The sequence below is a fragment of the Salmonella sp. K21076 genome (genome assembly GCF_039650795.1).
GTDB lineage: Bacteria > Pseudomonadota > Gammaproteobacteria > Enterobacterales > Enterobacteriaceae > Salmonella > Salmonella enterica.
Map to the genome: position 1 here is coordinate 330,006 of NZ_JBCLYA010000047.1, position 22,900 is coordinate 352,905.

Below are 22,900 nucleotides of genomic sequence, written 5' to 3' on the forward strand. Positions count from 1 at the left end.
TGCAAATGAAAATCCACCACAAGATTCGGATCAATCGACCCGTCGCTGGCGAAACTTTAGACGAGACAAAGCAGATTTAGTGACGCTTCTGCTCAATGAGCAATATCATCTTTGCTGTTACAGCGAAATCCGTGCTGATTTGCGTGGCCTCGGCTATCACATTGAACACGTCGAAAATAAAAGCCAGCAGCCAGGGCGAACCTTCGATTATCAAAATCTCGCAGCCAGCGCGTTAGACTCTGAGAATGGTTTGCCCCAGCTTGGCATCAACACGTTCGGTGGTCATGTACAGGGAAAGAATAAATCTGTGGATATGGCACAGTTTATTCATTGCCACCTCCCTGACTGTTCTCGTTATTTTGCCTATTTATCTAATGGGCATGTGGTTCCTTCAATAGATTTAACTGAGCAGGAAGCTGAGTACGCACAGTACACCATTGATCACCTGAACCTGAACAGCGGATTCCTTCAAACGGAGCGTCGTAATCATTGGGAAGAGCTGGAACAGCTTTTTGAAGAACATATTGAGAAAGACTGGGATCTGCACCAATTACTTCAGCTTGATCTGGTCCCTTCGCCAGATCATAAACTGCATGAATTCTTCAGCATTACACGCCAGTTTTTCCAGCAAGAAGCTGAACAGGTATTACAGAGCCACGCCCCTGCATTAATTTAACACCACTATTCCTGATTCAGGGCGACAGCATGATTTATTGCGAGTCGCCTTCCTGATTTACACCCTCAATATTTATTCACCTTTATTTCACCGCATAATGCGCCTGCCACTCCCGGCAGGCGCGTTTGCTTTTATATGGACCAAAAATATGCAAACAGAAGCTGAAGTCTTAACTGACCATAATGAGCTAATTTGCTCGACCAGTATTGAATGCATCGTCACAGGGCGCGACGCTGCGCTGAGCCTGATAGAAATCCTGATTCATAAGCTTGATGACATCTCGCGGCTTACCTCCAGCATCGGTGGTGATGTAGCGGAGCATTGGGCGATGCGACAGCGCCATTCCTTTGACTGCTGGTTGATGCAACCGGTTGATAAAGCGATGCCGGTGATCACCCGTAATATTGACCGCAGCATTTGGCGCGATCTGATGCTGAAGTCCGGGATGTTGACCTTAATGGACGCTGAAGCCCGCAGCCAGTGGGCTAAAAATCTCGAAGGAGGAGATCTTCCGGCCATCAGCGAAGCCAACATCCTGAGCACCTTTGAACAACTCCACCACAATAAACAGGATGTTTTCGAACGTGGGATTATCAATGTATTTAAAGGGCTAAGCTGGGACTATAAAACCAATAATCCCTGCTGCTTCGGTAAGCGGATCATCGTTAACGGCCTGGTAAAGCACGACCGATGGGGCTACAGCCTGAATTGGGGCTGACGGCGTGACCAGATTGCGGATCTGGAGCGCATGTTGTTCCTGCTGGATGGTAAAACCATTCCCGATAACCGACACGATGTGACTATCCGACTGATGGACTTCATTCGTGATAACCCGCATCAGCAGGTTTTTGAGGATGATTTATTCTCTATGCACTACTTTCAGAAAGGCAGTGGGCATATCACGTTTAAGCGTCTGGATCTGGTGGAGAAGATGAATGATATCGTGATGAAACACTATCCGGGGGCGCTACCCGCCAAAATAAACGCTATCTGCGTAATGAGCTTCACCAGGAATTTCTGGCATACTAAGCGGATTACAGCATCACGAGTCAGATGTAAGTGGAGGCGACATGGAAGATAAATACTTAACCCAATCCCCGGCAGGTGAATTCATTATGTTTGCCAGCGGTGACGGGAAAGTGCGTGTTGAATGCCGCTTTGAAAGCAATACACTGTGGCTCTCTCAGGGAATGATCTGCGAACTATACGGTAAAGCTAAAGCCACCATCAGTGAGCATATAAAGAACATCTTTGCAGATGGCGAGCTTGAAGAAAATTCAGTTGTTCGGTTTTACCGAACAACTGCCAGTGATGGGAAAAATTATCAGATTCAATACTTTAGTTTGCCGTTGATACTCGCTGTCGGCTACCGCGTTCGCTCCCCGCGCGGCACGCAGTTCCGCCAGTGGGCAACCCAGACGCTCCAGGAATACCTGATCAAAGGTTTTGTGATGGACGATGAGCGCCTGAAAAATCCGCCCGTGGGTTCATCGGCTGTACCCGACTATTTCGATGAGATGCTGGAGCGTATCCGCGATATCCGCGCCAGCGAACGTCGGGTTTATTTGCGGGTACGCGAGATCTTTGCTCTGGCCGCCGATTATCAACCGTCCCTCAAAGAAACCACGCAGTTTTTTCAAACCATCCAGAACAAGTTACATTTTGCCTGTACCGGGTATACCGCCGCTGAACTCATTCATCAGCGTGCTGACGCCTGCCAGCCGCATATGGGGCTGACCAGCTATAAAGGTGAAGAGGTGCGCAAATGTGACGTGACGGTGGCAAAAAATTATCTCACTCAGGATGAAGTCAGCGAGCTTAACCGCGTAGTTAACATGTGGCTGGATTTCGCCGAAGATCAGGCCCGTCGTCGTCAACAGGTCTTTTTACGCGACTGGCAGGATAAGCTGGATCAGTTCCTGCAATTTAACGACCGTGAGGTTTTGCAAGGGGCAGGTAAAGTCAGTAAGAAAATGGCCGATGAAAAAGCGCAGGCGGAATATAGCCAGTTTGCCGAGCAACAACGGCGTTTAAAAGAAGCCGAAGGTGAGAAAGATATCGCCGCTTTGTTACAGTGGAAAACAGAGCCTAAAAAGTAGCTCAGGATGTCCCCAAACCCCACAAGCAAAATCATTTGGGGGTGCTTATGGGGGTTACTCATTTATCCAATACAAAATATAAACATAAAATCAATAAGTTAACATTCAAATACGATTCCTGTGATCGCCCGAGCCTTTATCCCCACACGTTGCATCAACCACCAGACTTTGCTTACACCGCATTGTTCCTGATATCCCGCAGATCGAGACAGATCTTGCGATAGCCATAAACACAGCCCGATTCCAGCCAGAACTGCCTGTATGCCCCGTCAGATTCAGGTCAACATGATGCCGTCGTGAATGTGGCGGCTTTATCCAGGCGTAAAGACTATGGGTAGTAATATCAAGACGTGTTGCGACGCTGGAAACAGAATGGCCGCGCTCAATAACCTGTTTTACCGCTTTAATTTTAAACGCTTTGGGATAACGTTTACCGCTCATGGGCTTCTCTCTTTAAGTCATCTTAAATGACTCAGCGGTGTCTGTTAAACCTGTGGCGATTCATTCCTCCGTTTTATCCAGACGAAATTATCCTGATAATGTGCTGTAGCGGCTGAATGACTCAATATCACATCAACCTAAACACTGAATAGTTTCTCAGTTACCTGATTTTTCATTGTTATCTATTAGATACTGCAAGCATTTCATCTTTATACCCTTGTTCTCCCATACGTCCTGTTTATTCTTAACCCCTCCCATTATTATATTTCAGTAGTAATATATCCGTATACATTCTTATACCAAGTACTCATATTACTGGCAGTTAGTTTAATTTTTTGTACGTATCCCACATAATCGTGCTATTCACATTTAGAGATCACGTCATCGATCTGCTGACGAAGGAATCTCTATGCGTAAAGCCCGTCTCACTGAGCATCAGAACATCGCCGTAATTAAGTTGGTCGAAGCTGGACGAGCGGTTAAAGATATCTGCCAGGAGGCGGATATTTCTGAAGTGACTGACGACATCTATGGACATTGGGTTTGACCACATCCTGTTTCTCACTAATGTGCTCCGGGAAAGAGTTTTCATCAAATGAGCAATTGAAAAGAGAAGCCAGAAGCTGAAGTTGCTTCGACCGATAAGTCTGTCGGTTGCTCACACTGTCACGTTCAGAATTAAGTCAGATCAACTTATTGGCAAGGTATGACTCCCGGCGTTAAGTTACAAGATTTTCCCATGGCATTAGCATTACACCCCCTTAAAGTTTACATGCGTCTCTATAAAATAGTCTTAAATTTGTATATAAGAAGTTGATGAGAGCACAAATTTCACCATTAAGTCATTGAATAACAATGCAATAAAAGAAAAAATCTTAAATTAGGTTTTAATAATAAGAATTCATTACAGGTTGACAGGATTTACTTTTATATTTCATCACATCACCCCGATAGTGACGAGGGCAGCAGACAGATGGTATTGAGAACCGTTATTTATCATCCTCATAATTTAGCAAATAGTGCTGTTTTAAGATTTTTTATGATATTGGAGATTATGTATAAAAATCTCAATGGGTGAAATACGAATCCGAAATGATGTATTACGACTGTCGGATCTGTCATGGTTCCTTAAAGCTGTATTTTAGGTCTTTCCAGGAGTTTATGACACTGACAATAATTCGCGACTTTTGACAGCCGTAGCACTGTATATTATCTGGATTGACACATTTATTTACCAATGAAATATTAATAGAAACATCGACGGGAGTCGTTCAGGATGATGAGAAAGCCTTCACAAATTGTCCATTGCATTAGTTGCGATTTATCCTGTCAATTATTCCCTGACAGCGCAGTACGGGTGCAATACTGTCATAATGCGGCATTTTCCATCTGGCCAGATGGTAATGCTTTCCTGAAAAAAGGGTTTATTGAAAAGTTATTGCTTGATAGACACAACCATTTATCCAGCGGTTTTATCTTTGTTGATTTTTCTTTCCCGAATCTTCGACGATTTACCGATTTACAATGGGCTGACAGTCTGGCAAACAGTGGTATGCATATTGTCCTGATTTCTGACAGAAGTTTAACTCCGCTGGCCAATTACTGGATTTTGAAAAGCAATAAAATACAAGGAATTATTTATTCCGATGACGATGATATTGTGCAACAGCAAAAGATGCACCGCTTGTTTACCGGTCGGCTTGCCAACAGTAAACGTGGACGAACGCTTAACTATACGGAATTTATATTACTGAAGCACTTTGTATCAGGAATAAGTATTCAGCAGATTGTAAATATTGACAATATTGATATTAAGAAACTTTATGTGCATAAGCTGCGGCTTGAAAATAAGCTAGGGCATAGCATTCATAAAATAATATCAAATATTTTATAGATCCGTTTCCATTTTTATTATTTCCATATTATTGCGATGTGGAAGACGCTTTACGCCATAATGCAGGAGGCAGAATGCCAACTCCCCAAAATTACTCATTCATCGCCATAGCGGTATCAGCAGCATTAGCCTCTATGGTATTTCCCTCCCAGGCGGCCTGGGTTGACGTTGATAGTCTGCCATCCAGTGGGCTGGTCAGCCAGCTGCCGCCGGAATTACAGGCTATTATTCCCGCTCAGGCCAGTACCGGTTTCACCAAAGTCGGTACCATGCCCAACTACGTTTATCAGTGGAACACCGGCACCATCCCGGTTTATGGCAATGGCCTCACGCTTAATGGGCCGGGTGCGGAGGCGTTTGAACACACTGTCACGGTTATTCAGAACAGCGGGACGGGAAGTCCGGGCGTGATTTTTGGCAACGACCTGACCATTCGGACGCAGTCGGCGAATGCCGCGAATAATGGTAGAGACGTCGATGGCATCCGTACTCACGGCGCAAATACTCCGGATAACCCGGTATTTATTATTACCGGTGACCGTACCAACATCTACGTGGATGGTCAGGATGGTGACGGTATTAACGCCGGATATAACTCACTGGGCCAGGGTTGGACCGGATCGGCCAATATTTACGTCGGCGACGATCTGTATATCAAAACGACCGGTAGCCAGGGACGTGGAATTACAGCTAACGCCATGCGGGATGCGTCACGTGCCAAAAATACGATTGTCGTCGGCAATCGTGTGCACATATAGTTACTACCGGCGACAGTTCGGAGGGGCTGCGTACCGGACAAAGCGGTTCGTTGATTCGTCTGGGTGACGATGCAACCATCGAAACCTCCGGCGCATCCTCAACGGGGATTTACGCAGCATCCTCCTCCAGAACCGAGCTTAGCAACAACACTACTATTACGGTGAACGGTGCCAGCGCACACGCGGTATATGCAACTAACGCTACCGTTAATTTGGGAGAGAATGCCACTATTAGCGTTAACAGCGCCAGTAAGGCTGCATCCTATAGTAAAGCCCCTGCCGGTTTATACGCCCTCTCCCGAGGCGCCATTAATCTGGCAGGCGGTGCGGCTATTACTATGGCGGGCGATAACAGTAGCGAAAGTTACGCCATCAGCACGGAAACTGGCGGCATTGTTGACGGTTCTTCAGGAGGTCGTTTCGTCATCGACGGTGATATTCGTGCTGCTGGCGCCACCGCTGCCAGCGGTACGCTACCGCAGCAGAACAGTACGATTAAGCTCAATATGACGGACAACTCGCGATGGGACGGGGCGTCGTACATCACCAGCGCTACGGCGGGCACAGGCGTTATCTCTGTACAAATGAGCGATGCGACCTGGAATATGACCAGCAGCTCAACGCTCACTGACCTGACGCTGAATAGTGGCGCAATCATTAACTTCAGCCATGAAGATGGCGAACCATGGCAAACGCTCACCATCAATGAAGATTATGTAGGCAACGGCGGTAAGCTGGTCTTTAATACTGTGCTCAACGATGATGATTCCGAAACGGACAGGCTGCAGGTTCTCGGCAATACTTCAGGCAACACATTTGTTGCAGTAAATAATATTGGAGGAGCCGGGGCTCAAACCGTTGAAGGTATTGAAATTGTTAACGTTGCTGGCAATTCCAACGGTACTTTCGAAAAAGCAAGTCGTATTGTTGCCGGAGCCTATGACTACAACGTGGTGCAGAAAGGTAAAAACTGGTATCTGACCAGCTACATTGAGCCGGACGAACCGATTATTCCTGATCCGGTAGACCCTGTTATTCCTGACCCTGTCATTCCCGATCCGGTAGACCCTGATCCAGTAGACCCGGTTATCCCTGACCCTGTTATTCCCGATCCGGTGGACCCTGATCCAGTAGACCCTGATCCAGTAGACCCGGTCATCCCTGATCCGGTCATTCCTGACATAGGACAATCTGACACACCGCCGATAACAGAACATCAGTTCCGTCCGGAAGTGGGCAGCTATCTTGCCAACAACTATGCGGCAAATACGCTGTTCATGACGCGTCTCCATGACCGTCTGGGTGAAACCCAGTACACCGACATGCTGACGGGTGAGAAGAAGGTCACCAGCCTGTGGATGCGTAACGTCGGCGCCCATACTCGCTTCAACGATGGCAGCGGGCAGCTAAAAACCCGCATCAACAGCTATGTGTTACAACTGGGAGGCGATCTGGCACAGTGGAGCACTGACAGTCTTGACCGTTGGCATATTGGTGCAATGGCAGGTTATGCCAACAGCCAGAACCGCACGCAGTCGTCCGTGAGTGACTATCATTCCCGTGGTCAAGTCACCGGTTACAGCGTCGGCCTTTACGGCACCTGGTATGCTAACAATATCGATCGGTCTGGGGCTTATGTGGATACCTGGATGCTGTACAACTGGTTTGATAACAAGGTCATGGGTCAGGATCAGGCCGCTGAGAAATATAAATCCAAAGGAATTACCGCCTCGGTTGAAGCCGGTTACAGTTTCAGGTTAGGTGAAAGCGCGCATCAAAGCTACTGGTTGCAGCCCAAAGCGCAGGTGGTATGGATGGGCGTGCAGGCTAACGACCATCGCGAAGCCAATGGTACCCTCGTCAAGGATGATACCGCCGGTAATCTGCTAACCCGCATGGGCGTAAAAGCCTATATTAACGGCCACAATGCTATTGATGACAATAAATCTCGAGAGTTCCAGCCATTCGTGGAAGCGAACTGGATCCATAATACGCAGCCTGCCAGCGTGAAGATGGACGATGTCAGCAGCGATATGCGTGGTACGAAAAATATTGGTGAACTGAAAGTGGGTATTGAAGGACAAATTACCCCGCGCCTGAACGTATGGGGTAACGTGGCGCAACAGGTAGGTGACCAGGGCTATAGTAATACCCAAGGCCTACTGGGGGTTAAATACAGTTTCTGATTCAGGTAACAACAGAGCCGCTGATCTTCAGCGGCTTTTACCCGGAAGCGCTTTCATTTGGCTGATACGTTCCATGAACGGCTCCCAAAACCGCTTAATGTGTACAGAAAAATATCGGGCGTTTCCCGATGGTGAACATAAAGCCACGATGACCCTGAGTCAGGATGGTGTAACTGATACTTTTCCCTGGATAGACATAAAAATCGGGTAAAACCGTCTCGATAACCGCATCGGACAGTGTTTCGTCACGCGTGACTTTGTTGATATCCGTCGATATAAAATGGGTGCTGTCTTTATTTTCACTCCATACATAGGAAACATCACGGCGGATCACGCCGCTCATTTTATTATCGACGTAATACGTTCCGCTGATGGAAACCACTCCAGTGCGTTTTTTCAGCGAATACATAAAGTCCAGCGTCAGGTTAGCCTGAGTGTTGTTATAAAACACAATCACAGGCGCCGTACATTTCTCTGGATCCCGGTTCTTTTCCGTATATAAATGAAAAAGATGCCCAAGCCCTACACCCAGAAACAGTAGCGTCAGGCAGGCTAACATCAGTGCCTTTTTACCCATGTGTCACCCCGCGGAAAAAAAGCGTCACGCAGCCTGTATCACCGCGCGTTTTATAAGGTTGCTGACAAATCAATGCCGTAACCGCTGGGGTGCGACTGCTGGAAGGGAAATAGACCCATGGGTATTTCTGACAATCCATACCGGTTTTTAGAATCATTAACTTATAGCCTGCAAAGCGGCTACCGCTTTCGATATCTTCATTCCGCGAGAAAAAATGACAGCCCTGAGTTGTTTCAACCAGCGTGTAGCGATCATAAAAATCCTTATCAGGAACGGTTTGCCAGCTGATAGTGCCAAGCAAAATACCGACAGCAAATGTCCCGGTCATCCAAAGTACAGGTACATAATGTTTAAACCAACGCCCTGACATACGCGGTGGCGCCTCACCCTTTTTTCTATTGTCTGAGCGAAGTCTTTGCGGATGGTCATGAGGCTCACACCAGGCTCAATCTGAAAGCCTCTACGCGGAACCGTGATTATCAGCGTATCTTCATTTTCGCCAACGGTACGTAATCCGCGGCGAATAATGGAGATATTCTGATAAAGCGTATTTGCCGACACCACCATGCCGTCTTCTTCCTATACTTTTTGAAAGAATGTTTGTTGTGAGACGACGGAGGGGGCGTTTTCCAGCAGAAGGCGCAAGCAGCGGCTGGCGGGCGTTGTCAGAATAATGTTGAGATCTGGCCTCGATAATGACGCCAGGCGATTCATTTCTGGATTAAATTCAATATTATCGTTAATTATCCATAACATCGCATTGTTACCATGCCAAAACATAACGTAGTTGGAGAGGGTTAATAGACACCACTGAGTATAGTCTGATGCTGTGGCTGCGTAGCAGGACATGGATTGTCCCCTGCACATACCGATCATATAGAAGAGCGAGAGGCATAAGACATTAACAGGTAAGCGTAGACACCGCTTTTCTCATTATAGCAGACTCAGGGGTGAAAGTACGTTTGGTTTTCTTGTTCGTTAAGCCTCCTGTTTTGTATTGAGGTGAGAATATCACCTTTAATCAAGTAGCCAAATTTACTGTGCCACTACGCTTTAATATCTCATATATAAATCATGAGAAAATATATCCTGAAAATCTATATCATATGAAAGACAGGGTTTTATTGAACGTGTTCTCTATAATGGCTTGTAATATCCAAAAAAGCAGCACTCGTTATGTAGGGATAGTTTCCAATTTATTAAGAGTTGCAGTAGCCATACTTAATAACAACACGCTTCCCACTTAATATTTAAGCTGTGCTTTATGTTATTTAAATATAAATAAGTTAACTCTTAATTGATATATTTCAAACTTATACTAAATAATTTTAAAACTATCCATCAGAAACAATTTGTAGGGATATAGCCTGTTTTTTCAATCAATAATCCTCTCTGACATGTAAAATAGAAACATTTAATCATAATATGAATATTGTTGTGATAACCGATTCGCGTGAAAGTAAATTGACTGAAGGTGATGCCGATGAATATTCCTTCAGAAAGAACTCAACAGGGTAATCCAGAATCGGCAACGGATTACTGTCATCAGCTTAAAAACGGAAATCGCCCCGGCGATTAATGACTTTAACACTGATAGTGACTATCAGTGAAAGGCAACAACAAGGAATGAATTATGTCTACACCCGCGAATTTTAACGGTCAACGCCCTGCCATTGATGCTAACGACGCAGTCATGCTGCTGATTGACCACCAAAGTGGCCTGTTTCAGACCGTCGGCGACATGCCGATGCCGGAATTACGCGCGCGCGCCGCGGCGCTGGCTAAAATCGCTACCTTATGCAATATGCCGGTCATTACTACCGCATCCGTACCACAGGGACCAAATGGTCCGCTGATTCCGGAAATCCATGCGAATGCGCCCCACGCGCAATATGTCGCGCGTAAAGGGGAAATTAATGCCTGGGATAATGCCGATTTTGTACAGGCGGTAAAAGCGACAGGCCGTAAAACGCTGATCATCGCCGGTACTATTACCAGTGTCTGCATGGCTTTTCCAGCCATCAGCGCCGTCGCGGAAGGGTACAAGGTATTTGCGGTAATTGATGCCTCCGGTACGTACAGTAAAATGGCGCAGGAAATTACGATGGCCCGCGTGGTGCAGGCGGGCGTAGTACCAATGGATACCGCGGCGGTAGCCTCTGAGCTGCAACGTACCTGGAATCGGGAAGATGCCGCAGAATGGGCGGATGTATATACCAAAATATTCCCGGCCTATCAGCTACTGATTGAAAGTTATACCAAAGCGCAGGAAGTAGTAAAAAATAATGAACTGCTGGATTCTCAACGCGCATAAATAACGCCCTGAAGCGGCTAAATAGCCCCATTTAATGGGGCTATTTTATCTATCGCCTGTTTATTCAGCCTACAACCAGTAGATGAGCGCCATGTCATCGGACTACAACACGCTTAGAGCCTATCCCATTGGGGCTATTTTACTTGCCATTTTGGACCTGGGCAGTGCTCGCCAAAACGCGTTAGCGTTTTGAACGCCGCTTGCGGCGGCCCGAAGGGCGAGCGTAGCGAGTCAAACCTCACGTACTACGTGTACGCTCCGGTTTTTGCGCGCTGTCCGTGTCCAAACTGGCTGCGCCAATAACGCCTGGTGGGATAGGCTCTTAATCAAATACGCCATTAATAATCGCCGTGACCACCGCGGTACTGAGCGCGATCAGCACCAGATTATCCCCAACGATTTTCCACTCATAGCCCGGATAATAAGGTAATTGTCCCAGCATAGACGCCGGCACCGTTTTTTAGCGATTCCCGGCGGCAGCGGTTTTCCTCTCGCCAGATTTTTCGCAATCCCCGGAGGTAAAGACTGATAACCCGTCAGCCCTAAATTCACTGCCAGTTGCCTGGCGACAGCGTAGCTAATGTCCGACTCGACGTGATCCGGTTTACCGCCATTTTTACGGTGTTCCGTTTTTTGCCCGGCATTTCCTTTATGTCCGTTACCGTTATTACCCTGATTAGCCGCGTTATTACCATGTCCGCCGCCATTGCCATTTCCCGGATTCGCCAGCACAGGCGTAGCGCTCAGGGAAAACGTAATCAACGTCGCCAGGACGGCGGTTAAACCACGACGATTATTCATGATATTGCCCTTCTCATGTGGGATACCATGAAAATAGCGCCCCGCCATAAAAAGAACAACTACATCGATTCTTATTTTAAGCGGGGCTCGCCAACGGCAGCTTATCGTATCCAGATAGTCAGTAAAATCAGGATGATTGCTATCAGGACAACCTGATAAAAAATTTTGTCCAACCCTCTTTTTTGCATGGCGTCACCTCGTTAGAAAACGATTTGCCAGAGGGCTAAACACAACACCAACAGGCTAATCAGTAAAAATATCAGCGCGATGATTTTATCGGGTGAGCGATTCATCTGGGCGATCCTCAAACATTATTAAAACCACTGGCCAAAGCGTTTGATATAAAAGCGTTTCATGCCTTGCGCCACCAGACAGTAGCTCAATAATGTCGCCACCAACCACGGGAAGTAGCTCAGCGGCAGCGGCTCCAGTCCAACCATCGCGCCCAGAGGTGAGAATGGAATATAAATGCCTATCGCCATAATCAAGCCGGTCGTCAATAATACCGGCAACGTCGCCCGACTTTGGATAAACGGTATTTTCTGCGTCCTTAGCATATGCACGACCAGTGTCTGCGAGAGCAGCCCCTCAATAAACCAGCCGGACTGAAAGAGCGCCTGCGCCTCTACGTTATTAGCCGCAAAAACGTACCACATCAGCGCAAAGGTTGTGATATCGAAAATAGAAGACGTTGGGCCAATCCATAGCATAAAACGACCAATATTTTTCGCGTCCCATTTCCGCGGCTTACGCAGGAACTCTTTATCCATTTTGTCCCACGGCAACGACAACTGCGAAATATCGTACATCAAATTCTGGATCAACAGATGAATCGCCAGCATCGGCAGAAACGGAATAAACGCGCTGGCTACCAGTACCGAAAAAACATTGCCGAAATTAGAGCTGGCGGTCATATTCAGATATTTAATGATATTGCCAAAGGTTTCCCGCCCTTTGATAACGCCTTCCTCAAGCACCATGAGATCTTTTTCCAGCAGAATAATATCTGATGACTCTTTAGCAATATCGGCGGCGCTATCGACGGAAATTCCCACATCCGCATCACGAAGCGCGGGCGCGTCGTTGATCCCATCTCCAAGAAAACCAACGGTATGACCATTTTTCTGTAGCGCTTGCAAAATACGCGTTTTTTGTAACGGCGTCAGCCGGGCGAATACTGCGCGTTTCTCCACTTCAGACGCCAGTTCGGCATCCGACATCGCCTCAACCTGGGTTCCGATCAGGATATCGTGCGTATCAATACCCACTTCCAGACAGATACGCGCCGTCACGACCGGATTATCGCCGGTGAGGACTTTGACCGCCACGCCGTTATCCCGCAACGCGGCAATAGCTTTTCCGGCGCTCTCTTTCGGCGGATCGAGAAAAGTGAGCATCCCTTCGATGGTAAGTTCGGTCTCATCCTCCACACTTAATGTCGGATTGTTCCCGGAACCATCCAGCTTACGTGTCGCTATCAGCAATACACGGAATCCCTGAGCATTGTAATCTTCGGTTTTCGCCAGCAGCAGCTCGCGGCGTGTTTCCGTCAGCGCCACCACACGATCGCCTTCGCGAAGATGGGTGGCTACCATCATCATCTCTTCAACGGCGCCTTTACAGATCAGACATCTGTCTCCATGCTGCGCATCCTCCACCAGGACCGATACCCGGCGACGTACAAAGTCGAATGGCAGTTCATCGCGTTTAATGAAGCGCGCTTTTGTCGATGGTGCGATTCGCCCCTCGCCAAAACGCAGTATGGCGCGATCCATCACATTCCGGGCGCCGCTCTGGCTGCTACTATTCAGCCAGGCCAGCATCAATACCCGGCTGCTTTTTACACCGCTCACATCCAGATGATGCTCCAGAAAAATATTGTCCTGGGTTAAGGTGCCGGTTTTATCTGTACACAGCACATCCATCGCGCCGAAGTTTTGAATAGCGTTCAGGCGCTTGACGATCACTTTGCGCCGCGACATCGCAATCGCGCCTTTTGCCAGGTTGGAACTGACTATCATGGGCAACATTTCCGGCGTCAACCCAACCGCAACCGCCAGCGCGAACAGCGAAGCCTCTACCCAGTCTCCCTTACTGAAACCATTGATCAGCAGGACAACCGGCACCATGATCAGCATAAAGCGTATCAACAGCCAGCTCACGCTGTTGACTCCGCGATCGAAAGCCGTCTGGGTACGCGTACCCACAATGGATTTCGCCAGCGAGCCGAACCAGGTACGGCTTCCCGTCGCGACCACGACCGCTTGCGCTCTGCCGCTGGTTACATTGGTTCCCATCAGACAGATATTGCCCAAATCTAACAGGCTCTTATCTTTGTCAGGCAATTGCTCGCTGTCTTTACCTGCCACATCAGCCATAACATCGTATTTTTCTACGGGTAATGATTCACCACTAAGAATTAACTGGCTGATAAAGAGATCGCGCGACGCCAGCAGACGGACGTCGGCGGGCACCAGATCGCCTGCGGCCAGAAAAACCACATCGCCCGGCACCAGTTCTTCAATGGGAATCTCTTCCTGCACCGCGCCTATATTGCCCGGCCCACGACGCAACATCGTGGCGGTGGTGCGCACCATCTTTTTCAGCGCCTGTGCTGCTCTGTTAGTGCGAAACTCCTGCCAGAAACGCAATAACCCGCTCAAACTGACCATCGTCAGAATAATCAGCACGCCGGTGAGATCGGTCTCTTCGCCACGGCGTAACGGGAGCCAGTAATCCGTGATGAAACTGACCCCTGCCAGTGCCATCAGAACGTAAATAAACGGGTTATTGAATGCCTGCAGAAGCTGAACCAGCACCGGAGGAACTTGCTCATGCGCCACTTCATTGCGCCCATACACTTTCAACCGTTCGCCGGCCTCTTCTATCGTGAGGCCCTGACGATGGCTGTTCAGCCGCGCCAGTGTCTCCTCCGGGCTATGAAAAGCTTCCGCTTCGATCGGAAATACTTTTTTATGCTGCTTATCATTTTCTGACGCCGGGCGATTGAGTTTCCGGTTTTCAATGTTCATGTCAGTCATGATGAATCCCCAAAATTAAGGTGTAGTGTTTCCTGCATATCACGCCCAGGGAATAGTAAACTCACGATTTGAAGGTGAATGCCCCGGGAGAATTATCTATGCATAAAAAAGGTTATTGCTTACTCACTATTTTGAGTGGGTTTTATTTTATCGACTCGGGAATATCCATCATTCCCTCCTTATACGCCTGGCGTAATGTTGCAATTGAATAAAAAACTATTATTGACTATCAATGCTCCAGTGAATTGCGGTGATATTATCGTTATCACCTATTCTGGATATAATCAGTTCTCGCGTTTTACGATAATCAGCATGACCCACGAGCTCGGCACGAATTTCTTTATAGCCCTGTTCCTGAGCGGGGACCGAACCTAACCCTTGTAAACAGATCGCGGCCTCTTTTACGATATTCAGTAACCACTGACGAACCGCGCTCTCATCTTCTTTATTACAGGTTACTTTCAGGATATAACGTTTTTCTGCCTCGGCGGATACCGGGAGTTGATTTATACGCTGCGCCGCTTCACGCAATAAAATATTGGCACAAAGAATAATGATCGTCGCCGCCAGTGCATTTTTGAACTGCCCTAAGCCGCATAACACGCCGATGCCCGCCGAACACCATAGCGTTGCCGCAGTGTTCAGTCCGCGCACATTCATCCCTTCGCGCATGATGACGCCCGCCCCCAGAAAGCCAATACCAGAGACAATCTGCGCCGCAATTCTCCCGGGGCTGTCTGGCGATGTCGTCATGGAGCTCAGAATAAAAACGGCGGCGCCTGTCGCCACCAGCGCATTAGTGCGTAATCCCGCCATACGTTGACGCCATTGTCTTTCCGCGCCAATCAGCGCGCCCAACAGCATAGCGGCCAGTAAATTTAAAATATAAGGAAACATTAACATACGTTCCTCCATTTTTTCTGGAAGAATAAGTACGTGCTATATTTAGCACACGACAAATTTCTGCCCTGAGGCAATTAGCGTCGTGTTAACGGCGGAGGAAATAAAGCGTGTTTAAACATGAACATGACGATTACCTCGCGACAATGCGCGTGTTGTAACATTATTGGGATGACAATCGTCACAAGGGGAGATTGCTGCCCACCGGTTCGGCAAGCAGCGCAGGAATAGCGTGCGTTAACTTGCCAGATGATTTACGTAAAAGTGACTGTCCAACATATTACTCCTGCATGAATTTGCGCTTATTATAGTCAGTCAATATGTTCTGTAAAGTGCAAAGGCGGGGATAGTGACGATTTGTTTAAGTTTGTTTGATATTTCCCGTGACAAAAAAATGACAATATTATGTCAATAACAGGCTCGTCTGAAATCATTAAACAATAAATTCCTGCTTAATGCCGGCGATAGCTCTGTTATGATGCCTGCACGTAAAAAAATAAAACAACATGACGAGGAAAAAATGGGTTCCACCAGAAAAGGGATGCTAAACGTCCTGATTGCCGCCGTATTGTGGGGGAGTTCAGGCGTTTGCGCGCAGTACATCATGGAGCAAAGCCGTATGTCGTCACAGTTCCTGACGATGATACGTTTGTTATTCGCCGGGCTGATACTGGTGACCTTCTCCTTTATGCACGGCGATAAGATATTTTCGATTCTTAAAAACCGCAAAGATGCACTGAGTCTGCTGATTTTCTCCGTGGTGGGCGCGCTCACCGTTCAGCTAACCTTCCTGCTCACGATTGAAAAATCCAATGCCGCCACCGCGACAGTGCTGCAATTTTTATCGCCGACCATTATTGTCGCGTGGTTTGCATTAGCGCGAAGAACACGACCAGGCATTCTGGTCTTAACCGCCATTCTTACATCGCTTATCGGCACCTTTTTACTGGTGACTCACGGCAATCCAACATCGCTGTCGATCTCTTCAGGCGCGCTGTTCTGGGGTATCGCCTCCGCATTTGCCGCCGCCTTTTATACGACCTGGCCTTCCAGGCTAATCGCCCAATACGGCACGCTGCCAGTGGTCGGCTGGAGTATGTCCTTTGGCGGCCTTATTCTGCTGCCCTTCTACGCTAAAGAAGGAACGCACTTTGCGGTGAGCGGCAGCCTGATTCTGGCCTTTTTCTACCTGGTGGTGATCGGTACGTCGCTGACGTTCAGCCTGTATTTGAAAGGCGCGCAGCTGATTGGTGGCCCCAAAGCCAGCATTTTAAGCTGCGCGGAACCGTTAAGCAGCGCCCTGCTGTCGCTGCTGCTGTTGGGGATTAGTTTTACCTTGCCGGACTGGCTGGGCACGCTGCTCATTCTCTCGTCAGTGATTCTGATCTCCCTCGATTCCCGTCGACGCGCGCGGGCCGCTTAACGCCGTTGATAATCACGATGACCGGGCGGAAGAGGGAAAAGTTTAATGGCGCTTTGCCTTAATCTCTTCGTCAGAAAGCCCGGTAATCATCAGCACCATCTCTCGCTCGATCCCCTGTTCCAGCATCGTATGCGCAATACGCAAGGCTTCCTCCTGCTTACCTTGATGTATACCTTGCTGTATGCCTTGTTGCACGCCTTCACGCTTACCTTTTCTGCGCCCCGATTCACGTATTCTGTCTACGATCGTCATTAATCTCTCCTTGTGTTGGGGAACACAACGCGCCACCTCGCGGATAAACTTGCCAAAACGAGGCGTGCTGCCATGCTGTATTAGCAAATAATTAAACAGCGCTTTTAGCTGACTGTCATTAGCGTTTCCCGTAATCAGAAGTACCGCTAAACGCTCGACCAATCCCATCAGGTCGCGCTGACGTATATGCTTTTGTACCAGTTCCAGCATCGCGATACGTCGATGCTGCATAATCTCGTTATCCGGCACCACCGTAATGTCTACCAGTGGAAATGCCGTCGCATAAAGCTGACGCGCCAGTGCAGGATCGCCAAACTCATCCAGCCAGCAAAGCGAAAAGGGATACGGGCTTTTCGCGCCATGGTAAAACAGCATGGGAATCACCAGCGGTAACGTTTTATGGCCAGCATCCAGATGGCGCTGCATCGCGGCAGTCGCGTAACACATTAACCGGAACGCCATATGCGCGTCCGGCGTACTCTGATGCTCGATAACGACATAGATATAACCGTCACCTTCACACGTTTTTAGCGACCAAAGGACGTCGGAATAAAACGCGCGTAAATTTTTCTCGATAAAACTGTCCGGCGCCAGTTTCAACGTCGTCAGATCGCAACGTATTCTTAGCAAATGGGGAAGATGAATATTGAGAAAATCCCGCGCGGTATCCGGATGGCGTAAAAACGTTTTGAATACCGCATCATGAGGCGTGGACGTGGGGCTTTTTTTCATGGCGATCCGTCACCTGAGGAATAAGATGACGCCACTGTACTCGCCAAAAATACAGACAGCATTCAGGAAAATTTAACCCTGCGAGGAGGCTCGAAAGGGAATCACTGACGGCTGCAATACGTACATTTTTGCTCAGCCTGCTACGCATTATCGCCCGGTAGCGTAACGCTAACCGGGCCTACAAATACACGTCATCTGTAGGCCAGGTAAACGTAGCGCTCTTCGGCGATAAATCTCACACCAGCGCTTTGACTATCTCCATCAACTGAATGATGTCTTCGGGGCGCGTATTGCCGGTTTGCGGATCGATAATCGAGCTGTAAACATGCGGCATGACGCGCGGCACGCCTGCCTCCAGGCAGGTTTGCAGGATAATACCGAAATTATCCAGTGAGATACCGCCGGTCGGCTCGATGAGCGTCATGCCGTGGCGGGCGGCGGTTGTCGCCAGCGCATAGAGTTCCGGTAACGACTTTTCGCCGCCCATCGGGAAAAACTTCGCCGCATGTGCGCCCATATCCTGCATCATGCGTACCGCCGCTTCACAGGAAACGCGGGCTGGCATTCCCTGGCTGCTGCTGACGCCGGTAGAAATCACCACCTCGCCAGGCGTTCCCGTCGGGCTGACCAGGGCGTTAATATGTGTTTGCTCACCGCCTGTCGCCGCCAGTGCGCCCGCTGCGAAGCCGCTGCCGGTAAAGGTCTGGTTGACATGGGCCGGGTGAGTATGGGCGGCAATCATCGCCGCTTTGTAGTACTGCGCCGGGTCGCCTGCGCCCAGCCCCACCGAGATAGACGGCACCTCCGCCATCCAGCGTTTCACCTCCGGCACGCCCTCTTCTACCGTAGCGAACTGCGCGGAAAGTACACCAATGACCGCATGGCCTTCGGCGGCTTCATAGATAGCCTTCGCGTTGGCGATATCCTTTGCCAGCACGTTAATCGCTACCCGCTGACGATAAAAATTAATCTGCTGCATGTTCTGCAATCTCCCTGAGTCGCGCCACAATCAATGCCATTTCCCCTTCAGCTACCGTGCGTGGATCGAGGCTAAAAACCCCCTGATGAAGCTGATATTTGCGGGCGTAAATCGCTATCTCGCCGCCGCGCAACTGCGCTTCGACGTCCTGCGCGTTCAGCCCCAATTCTGATGCGTTCACCCGCACACGAATACGCCAGATTGCACGCCCGGCCTCATCCTGTTCGATATCGGCATAAAGCCCATGGATGGCAGAAATCGCTTCCGCGACCGGCTGTAACTGTGCTGCGGTCACGGTCGTCTGGCCCTGGTGGTAATTCTCCAGCGCATACACCAGCCCAACCATGTTTTCCTTGCCGATTTTCATTGCCCTGGCAATCCCCTGGTGCTGCGCTTTGCAGGCGGCAATCCACGTTTTCTTACCAGTGATAAACCCGGAGGTTGGCGCATTAAAGGCTTTCGCGCCGCTGTAGATAACCATATCCGCGCCGCTCACCACCCAGCCGCGCAAATCCTCTTCCGCCGCGGCATCGACAATCAACGGCAGGTGGTTAGCCTGCGCCACCTGTACAAAATCGTCAATGCTCAACATGCCTTTCTGTACGCAATGGTGTGATTTCACATACAGTAGCGCGGCGGTCTTTTCGTTAATGGCGCTTTCCAGTTGCCAGCGGGCCGCCAGATTGCTCGACCCCACTTCCACTATGCGCCCGCCGCCAAGACGAATGGCGCTGGTGACTGGCGCGCCGTAGTCCACATTATGCCCGCGCAGCATCACTACCTCATTGGCCATACCGGTACTGTCCGGCATCAGGGCGACGCGCGCCCGATCGCCGTGGGTGATAGCGGCAGCGACGGCAATGGCAATACCCGCCGAGGCGCACGAGGTGATATAGCTATCTTCAGCACCCGTATAGCGAGATACCAGTTCGCCGGTTTTTTCCACCAGCGCATCAATCTCGACGAAAGCGGAAGCCGCGCGCGCGGTGGCCTGCATGACCTCCGGCGCGACGCTTGAGACGCCCAGAATGGTCATTTTGCCGCAGGCGTTAATGACCTTTTTCAACCCCAGTTGTTGATAGATATTCGGCGTCATGATTTACAGCACTCCCAACAACGAACAGACTATGCTCAGTGCGACAATCGACAGCAAAATGGTGGTGTAGCGCGGCCCTTTTTTTACCAGATAGAAGTAGATGGCGAATACCGCCGCCAGTGGCAGTAAGCCCGGCGCGATAGAGTCGAGGATCTGCTGAACCACCACTTCAGATCCTTTCAAGGCGCTAATTTTTAACGGCGTGGTGATTTTGACGTAGCTGGCGGAAAGCGCGCCCATCATGATCAAACCCAGCACGTTGGCCCCGTAGATCAGTTCTTTGATTCGCCCCCCTTGCAGCAGGCCGATAATCGAATCACGCCCCAGTGTATATCCCTTGTGGACCATACCGTAGCTGATCGCCAGGGTGATCGCCGGGTAGAGAATCAGCGGGATAATACCGCCCATCGCGCTGCCATTTGCCGCGAACGGAATAAAGATCGCTATCAACAGCGGCATCACCGCCGCCCAGATAATCGAGTCGCCCATCCCGGCAAGCGGCCCCATCAGGCCCGTTTTAATGCCGGTGATAGACGAGTCGTTAATCGGCTCGCCGCGCGTTTTTTGTTCTTCCATGGCAATAGAGATGCCCTGAATCACCGCGCCGAAGGTCTGCTCGGAGTTAAAGAAGTTAAGGTGGCGTTTTAGCGCTTCTACCTGCTCCTCTTTTTGTGGGTAAAGTTTTTTGATGATCGGCGTCATCGAGGCGCAGAAAATCAGGCTTTGTAAGCGCTCATAGGAGCTGGAAACCTCGGCGCCCAGCCAGTAGATAAACCAGGCTTTGGTGATATCTGCTTTGGTCAGCGCCCCGCTTTCCCGCGCGCGCTCAACCAGTTCATGTTGCATTACGTCACTGCTCATCATGCTGCTCCTTCATTTTTCGCCAGGCCTTTAATCAAGAAGGCGACACAGGTGCCGAAGATGGCCATCGCCATGATGTCGACCTTGAGGTATAACACCGCGAAGAACCCGCCGATAAACCACGGCAACAGGCTCTTTTTACCGATCACCATAATGGTGATGGCAAAGCCCAGCGCCGGCAGAATGCCGCCCATGATTTCAAAGGAGTGGGTTAACCAGTGCGGCATCAGTTTAAGGAAACTTTCCACCACATCCTGGCCAAAGTAGTTAGCGGCAAAGACCACCGGGAAGCGCAGCACCAGCCCCAGCAATGCCGGGTAAAGAAAGGCGCAACGCATGATGCCCGCCATGTTTGCCGTTTCCGCGTGTTTATCCGCCATATGCACCCAGGCGGCGTTCAGCGTGCGCCTCAGCTGATCGAGAAACACGCCAATCACGCCAAACGGGATTGCCAGCGCGATCGCCAGGTTTGGGTCCATACCGGCCTTCACCGCGATAGGAATGGAGATACAGGCCGCCAGCGCCGGGTCCGACGGCACGTTGCCGCCCGGCGTTGAGGTCACGCCCAAATAAACGAGCTGCATCCCTGCGCCGATGATCATCGCGGTCTGCATATTGCCAAGCAAAAGCCCGACAAATACCGCGATCACCACCGGTTGTAACAGCATCGCGGAGAAGGTGTAGCCGAGGCGTAAACGGGCAAACCAGTAATACAACCCCATCAGGCTTGCAAAGAGTAAGGTATCCATAGTGTTATCCTATACACTTCATCCTTCAGGCTGCCTCTTTGTTGGCTGCCTTCGCTCACCCCAGTCACTTACTTTAGTAAGCTCCAGGGGATTCACTCAGTTGCCGCCTCGATGCATCCAGAATGATTTTGTGTCTATTAAAGGGTTAGAATTTTTTCAGGATATCGTCGAGCGGCTGCGGCTTATCTTCCGGAATGGTCTGGAAAAATACCTGAACGCCACGGTTTTTCAGGTCGTTAAGAATGCCGACGTCTTTTTCATCCAGCGTAATATTCTGAAAAACCGCCTTGCGGTTTGGCCCGCCGCCGAGACCGCCAACCTGAATGCGGGTGACGTCAAAGCCCAATTGTATGGCGTCCTGCACCGCCGCCAGTGAGGGAAAAAGCACCAGCACGTTACCGTCGCCAAGCTGATTTTCTTTCCATGCAGCGGCAAAACTCTGGTTGCCGAAGCAATCCACTTTGATATTTGGCGGCGCCGCCATCAGGTAGATATTTTTCATAAACGGATCGGCGTCCAGTTCATCACTCACAACGGCTATCCGGTTCGCCTGAGATTGTCCGACCCACTTCGTGACAACCTGTCCATGAATGAGACGGCTGTCGATGCGGCATAAAACGATATTGGCCATGATGTTTTCCTTAGAGTGATTGTTGTAGCTGACGTACATGGGCGACCACATCCAGGCAGCTACTGCGCCCGGCCTCAACTAACTCATCCACGCAGGCGGTTAGCATCCCTTGTTCGCGCCTGTCCAGCGCCTCCAGCAGTAGCGACGCATTCAATCCGGCAATCACCGCCACCGGATAATCGGCGCTTAGCCGCGCCGCGACGTTGGACGTCGTGCCGCCGACAAAATCCGTCAGGATCAGCGAGCCTTCCGGCAGCGTTTTCACCACGGCCTCGACGCGTTGATAAAACTCGCCCAGCGTATCGACAGGCATTAGCGCGATTTCCGTCACGCCTTTAATTTCGCCCGTGACCATACGCAGGCTGTTGCAAAGCGGTTGTCCCCAGCCGCCATGCGTCAGCAGCAGGATGTGGGGCAACGGTTGTGTGGTAGTCAAAATAATGGCCTCCTGGCGCAATTACATGAGAACACCGGCATATATTGCCCGGTG

The 22,900-nt window shown here is 49.7% G+C and carries 17 protein-coding genes and 6 pseudogenes; 8 read left to right on the forward strand and 15 right to left on the reverse strand.

The features are described 5' to 3' along the window. Window positions 1-79 precede the first annotated feature (79 nt). The 3 genes and pseudogenes from AAYN39_RS16425 (at window position 80) to rhuM (ending at window position 2,775) form a co-directional block, all read left to right on the forward strand. A complete protein-coding gene (locus AAYN39_RS16425; protein WP_000173551.1) occupies window positions 80-676 on the forward strand; it encodes a retron system putative HNH endonuclease in 597 nt (198 codons plus the stop codon). Window positions 677-824: 148 nt separating this feature from the next. Beyond that, window positions 825-1,655 (forward strand): annotated as a pseudogene (locus tag AAYN39_RS16430) (DUF4942 domain-containing protein); the annotation flags it as partial. Window positions 1,656-1,746: 91 nt separating this feature from the next. Next, window positions 1,747-2,775: a RhuM family protein gene (gene rhuM, locus AAYN39_RS16435; protein WP_000389730.1), complete on the forward strand. Its 1,029-nt coding sequence runs from the start codon at window positions 1,747-1,749 to the stop codon at window positions 2,773-2,775. A 312-nt stretch (window positions 2,776-3,087) separates the two neighbouring features. Here rhuM and AAYN39_RS16440 read toward each other — a convergent pair. After that, window positions 3,088-3,216, reverse strand: a pseudogene (locus AAYN39_RS16440) (transposase); the annotation flags it as partial. 409 nt (window positions 3,217-3,625) lie between these two features. Here AAYN39_RS16440 and AAYN39_RS16445 point away from each other — a divergent pair. From AAYN39_RS16445 to misL, 3 genes and pseudogenes are all read left to right on the forward strand, one after another. Beyond that, window positions 3,626-3,736: pseudogene (locus tag AAYN39_RS16445) on the forward strand (transposase); the annotation flags it as partial. A gap of 756 nt (window positions 3,737-4,492) precedes the next feature. Continuing rightward, a complete protein-coding gene (locus AAYN39_RS16450; protein WP_000984810.1) occupies window positions 4,493-5,110 on the forward strand; it encodes a helix-turn-helix transcriptional regulator in 618 nt (205 codons plus the stop codon). A 74-nt stretch (window positions 5,111-5,184) separates the two neighbouring features. Next, window positions 5,185-8,054: pseudogene (gene misL, locus AAYN39_RS16455) on the forward strand (intestinal colonization autotransporter adhesin MisL). A 94-nt stretch (window positions 8,055-8,148) separates the two neighbouring features. Here misL and AAYN39_RS16460 read toward each other — a convergent pair. Together AAYN39_RS16460 and AAYN39_RS16465 are read right to left on the reverse strand one after the other, a co-directional pair. After that, a complete protein-coding gene (locus AAYN39_RS16460) occupies window positions 8,149-8,613 on the reverse strand; it encodes a hypothetical protein (RefSeq protein WP_001521985.1) in 465 nt (154 codons plus the stop codon). A 10-nt stretch (window positions 8,614-8,623) separates the two neighbouring features. Continuing rightward, a pseudogene (locus AAYN39_RS16465) lies at window positions 8,624-9,480 on the reverse strand (transcriptional regulator). 784 nt (window positions 9,481-10,264) lie between these two features. Between AAYN39_RS16465 and AAYN39_RS16470 the strand changes: the two are divergent. Further along, the gene (locus AAYN39_RS16470; RefSeq protein WP_000106461.1) at window positions 10,265-10,945 is read left to right on the forward strand and encodes an isochorismatase family protein; all 681 of its coding nucleotides are present in this window, start codon (window positions 10,265-10,267) and stop codon (window positions 10,943-10,945) included. Between the two features lie 322 nt (window positions 10,946-11,267). On the opposite strand, the pseudogene cigR reads toward AAYN39_RS16470, so the two are convergent. The 5 genes and pseudogenes from cigR to AAYN39_RS16495 form a co-directional block, all read right to left on the reverse strand. Continuing rightward, window positions 11,268-11,746: pseudogene (gene cigR / locus AAYN39_RS16475) on the reverse strand (anti-virulence regulatory inner membrane protein CigR). 101 nt (window positions 11,747-11,847) lie between these two features. Beyond that, window positions 11,848-11,934, reverse strand: a complete 87-nt coding sequence (gene mgtU, locus AAYN39_RS16480; RefSeq protein ID WP_252515021.1) for a magnesium transporter protection protein MgtU — start codon at window positions 11,932-11,934, stop codon at window positions 11,848-11,850. Window positions 11,935-11,946: 12 nt separating this feature from the next. Continuing rightward, window positions 11,947-12,039, reverse strand: coding sequence for a protein MgtR (mgtR, locus tag AAYN39_RS16485; protein WP_001082117.1), 93 nt, complete (start codon window positions 12,037-12,039; stop codon window positions 11,947-11,949). 21 nt (window positions 12,040-12,060) lie between these two features. Beyond that, window positions 12,061-14,787, reverse strand: a complete 2,727-nt coding sequence (mgtA, locus tag AAYN39_RS16490; protein ID WP_000131278.1) for a magnesium-translocating P-type ATPase — start codon at window positions 14,785-14,787, stop codon at window positions 12,061-12,063. A gap of 219 nt (window positions 14,788-15,006) precedes the next feature. After that, window positions 15,007-15,702 carry an MgtC family protein gene (locus tag AAYN39_RS16495; RefSeq protein ID WP_000392697.1) on the reverse strand — a complete coding sequence of 232 codons (696 nt, stop codon included), beginning with the start codon at window positions 15,700-15,702 and terminating at the stop codon, window positions 15,007-15,009. 505 nt (window positions 15,703-16,207) lie between these two features. Here AAYN39_RS16495 and AAYN39_RS16500 point away from each other — a divergent pair. After that, window positions 16,208-17,110: an EamA family transporter gene (locus tag AAYN39_RS16500; protein ID WP_000535970.1), complete on the forward strand. Its 903-nt coding sequence runs from the start codon at window positions 16,208-16,210 to the stop codon at window positions 17,108-17,110. Between the two features lie 42 nt (window positions 17,111-17,152). On the opposite strand, the gene AAYN39_RS16505 is transcribed toward AAYN39_RS16500, so the two are convergent. The 7 genes from AAYN39_RS16505 to AAYN39_RS16535 all read right to left on the reverse strand — a co-directional run bounded on the left by AAYN39_RS16505 (window position 17,153) and on the right by AAYN39_RS16535 (window position 22,846). After that, window positions 17,153-18,094 carry an Rpn family recombination-promoting nuclease/putative transposase gene (locus AAYN39_RS16505; protein WP_000749532.1) on the reverse strand — a complete coding sequence of 314 codons (942 nt, stop codon included), beginning with the start codon at window positions 18,092-18,094 and terminating at the stop codon, window positions 17,153-17,155. Between the two features lie 235 nt (window positions 18,095-18,329). After that, entirely contained in the window at window positions 18,330-19,073 is a 744-nt protein-coding gene (locus AAYN39_RS16510; protein WP_001186143.1) for a 2-dehydro-3-deoxy-phosphogluconate aldolase, read from the reverse strand. Beyond that, window positions 19,060-20,169, reverse strand: a complete 1,110-nt coding sequence (gene dgaE, locus AAYN39_RS16515) for a D-glucosaminate-6-phosphate ammonia lyase (protein ID WP_000188469.1) — start codon at window positions 20,167-20,169, stop codon at window positions 19,060-19,062. The genes AAYN39_RS16510 and dgaE overlap by 14 nt, the downstream gene beginning before the upstream one ends. A 3-nt stretch (window positions 20,170-20,172) precedes the next feature. Then, window positions 20,173-21,033 (reverse strand): PTS system mannose/fructose/sorbose family transporter subunit IID, encoded by an 861-nt coding sequence (locus AAYN39_RS16520; RefSeq protein ID WP_001526325.1) that lies wholly within the window; start codon window positions 21,031-21,033, stop codon window positions 20,173-20,175. Beyond that, entirely contained in the window at window positions 21,030-21,779 is a 750-nt protein-coding gene (locus tag AAYN39_RS16525) for a PTS sugar transporter subunit IIC (RefSeq protein ID WP_000380259.1), read from the reverse strand. Before AAYN39_RS16525 ends, AAYN39_RS16520 begins: the two co-directional genes overlap by 4 nt. A gap of 145 nt (window positions 21,780-21,924) precedes the next feature. Then, window positions 21,925-22,410, reverse strand: coding sequence for a PTS system mannose/fructose/N-acetylgalactosamine-transporter subunit IIB (locus AAYN39_RS16530; RefSeq protein ID WP_001284295.1), 486 nt, complete (start codon window positions 22,408-22,410; stop codon window positions 21,925-21,927). A 10-nt stretch (window positions 22,411-22,420) separates the two neighbouring features. Then, window positions 22,421-22,846 carry a PTS sugar transporter subunit IIA gene (locus AAYN39_RS16535; protein WP_000214106.1) on the reverse strand — a complete coding sequence of 142 codons (426 nt, stop codon included), beginning with the start codon at window positions 22,844-22,846 and terminating at the stop codon, window positions 22,421-22,423. Window positions 22,847-22,900 lie beyond the last annotated feature (54 nt).

Coding starts and splice junctions, on each gene's coding strand:
- rhuM (WP_000389730.1), top strand. CDS start 1,747: ATGGAAGATAAATACTTAACCCAATCCCCGGCAGGTGAATTCATTATG.
- AAYN39_RS16450 (WP_000984810.1), top strand. CDS start 4,493: ATGATGAGAAAGCCTTCACAAATTGTCCATTGCATTAGTTGCGATTTA.
- AAYN39_RS16460 (WP_001521985.1), bottom strand. CDS start 8,613: ATGTTAGCCTGCCTGACGCTACTGTTTCTGGGTGTAGGGCTTGGGCAT.
- AAYN39_RS16470 (WP_000106461.1), top strand. CDS start 10,265: ATGTCTACACCCGCGAATTTTAACGGTCAACGCCCTGCCATTGATGCT.
- mgtU (WP_252515021.1), bottom strand. CDS start 11,934: ATGCAAAAAAGAGGGTTGGACAAAATTTTTTATCAGGTTGTCCTGATA.
- mgtR (WP_001082117.1), bottom strand. CDS start 12,039: ATGAATCGCTCACCCGATAAAATCATCGCGCTGATATTTTTACTGATT.
- mgtA (WP_000131278.1), bottom strand. CDS start 14,787: ATGACTGACATGAACATTGAAAACCGGAAACTCAATCGCCCGGCGTCA.
- AAYN39_RS16495 (WP_000392697.1), bottom strand. CDS start 15,702: ATGGAGGAACGTATGTTAATGTTTCCTTATATTTTAAATTTACTGGCC.
- AAYN39_RS16500 (WP_000535970.1), top strand. CDS start 16,208: ATGGGTTCCACCAGAAAAGGGATGCTAAACGTCCTGATTGCCGCCGTA.
- AAYN39_RS16505 (WP_000749532.1), bottom strand. CDS start 18,094: ATGAAAAAAAGCCCCACGTCCACGCCTCATGATGCGGTATTCAAAACG.
- AAYN39_RS16510 (WP_001186143.1), bottom strand. CDS start 19,073: ATGCAGCAGATTAATTTTTATCGTCAGCGGGTAGCGATTAACGTGCTG.
- dgaE (WP_000188469.1), bottom strand. CDS start 20,169: ATGACGCCGAATATCTATCAACAACTGGGGTTGAAAAAGGTCATTAAC.
- AAYN39_RS16520 (WP_001526325.1), bottom strand. CDS start 21,033: ATGATGAGCAGTGACGTAATGCAACATGAACTGGTTGAGCGCGCGCGG.
- AAYN39_RS16525 (WP_000380259.1), bottom strand. CDS start 21,779: ATGGATACCTTACTCTTTGCAAGCCTGATGGGGTTGTATTACTGGTTT.
- AAYN39_RS16530 (WP_001284295.1), bottom strand. CDS start 22,410: ATGGCCAATATCGTTTTATGCCGCATCGACAGCCGTCTCATTCATGGA.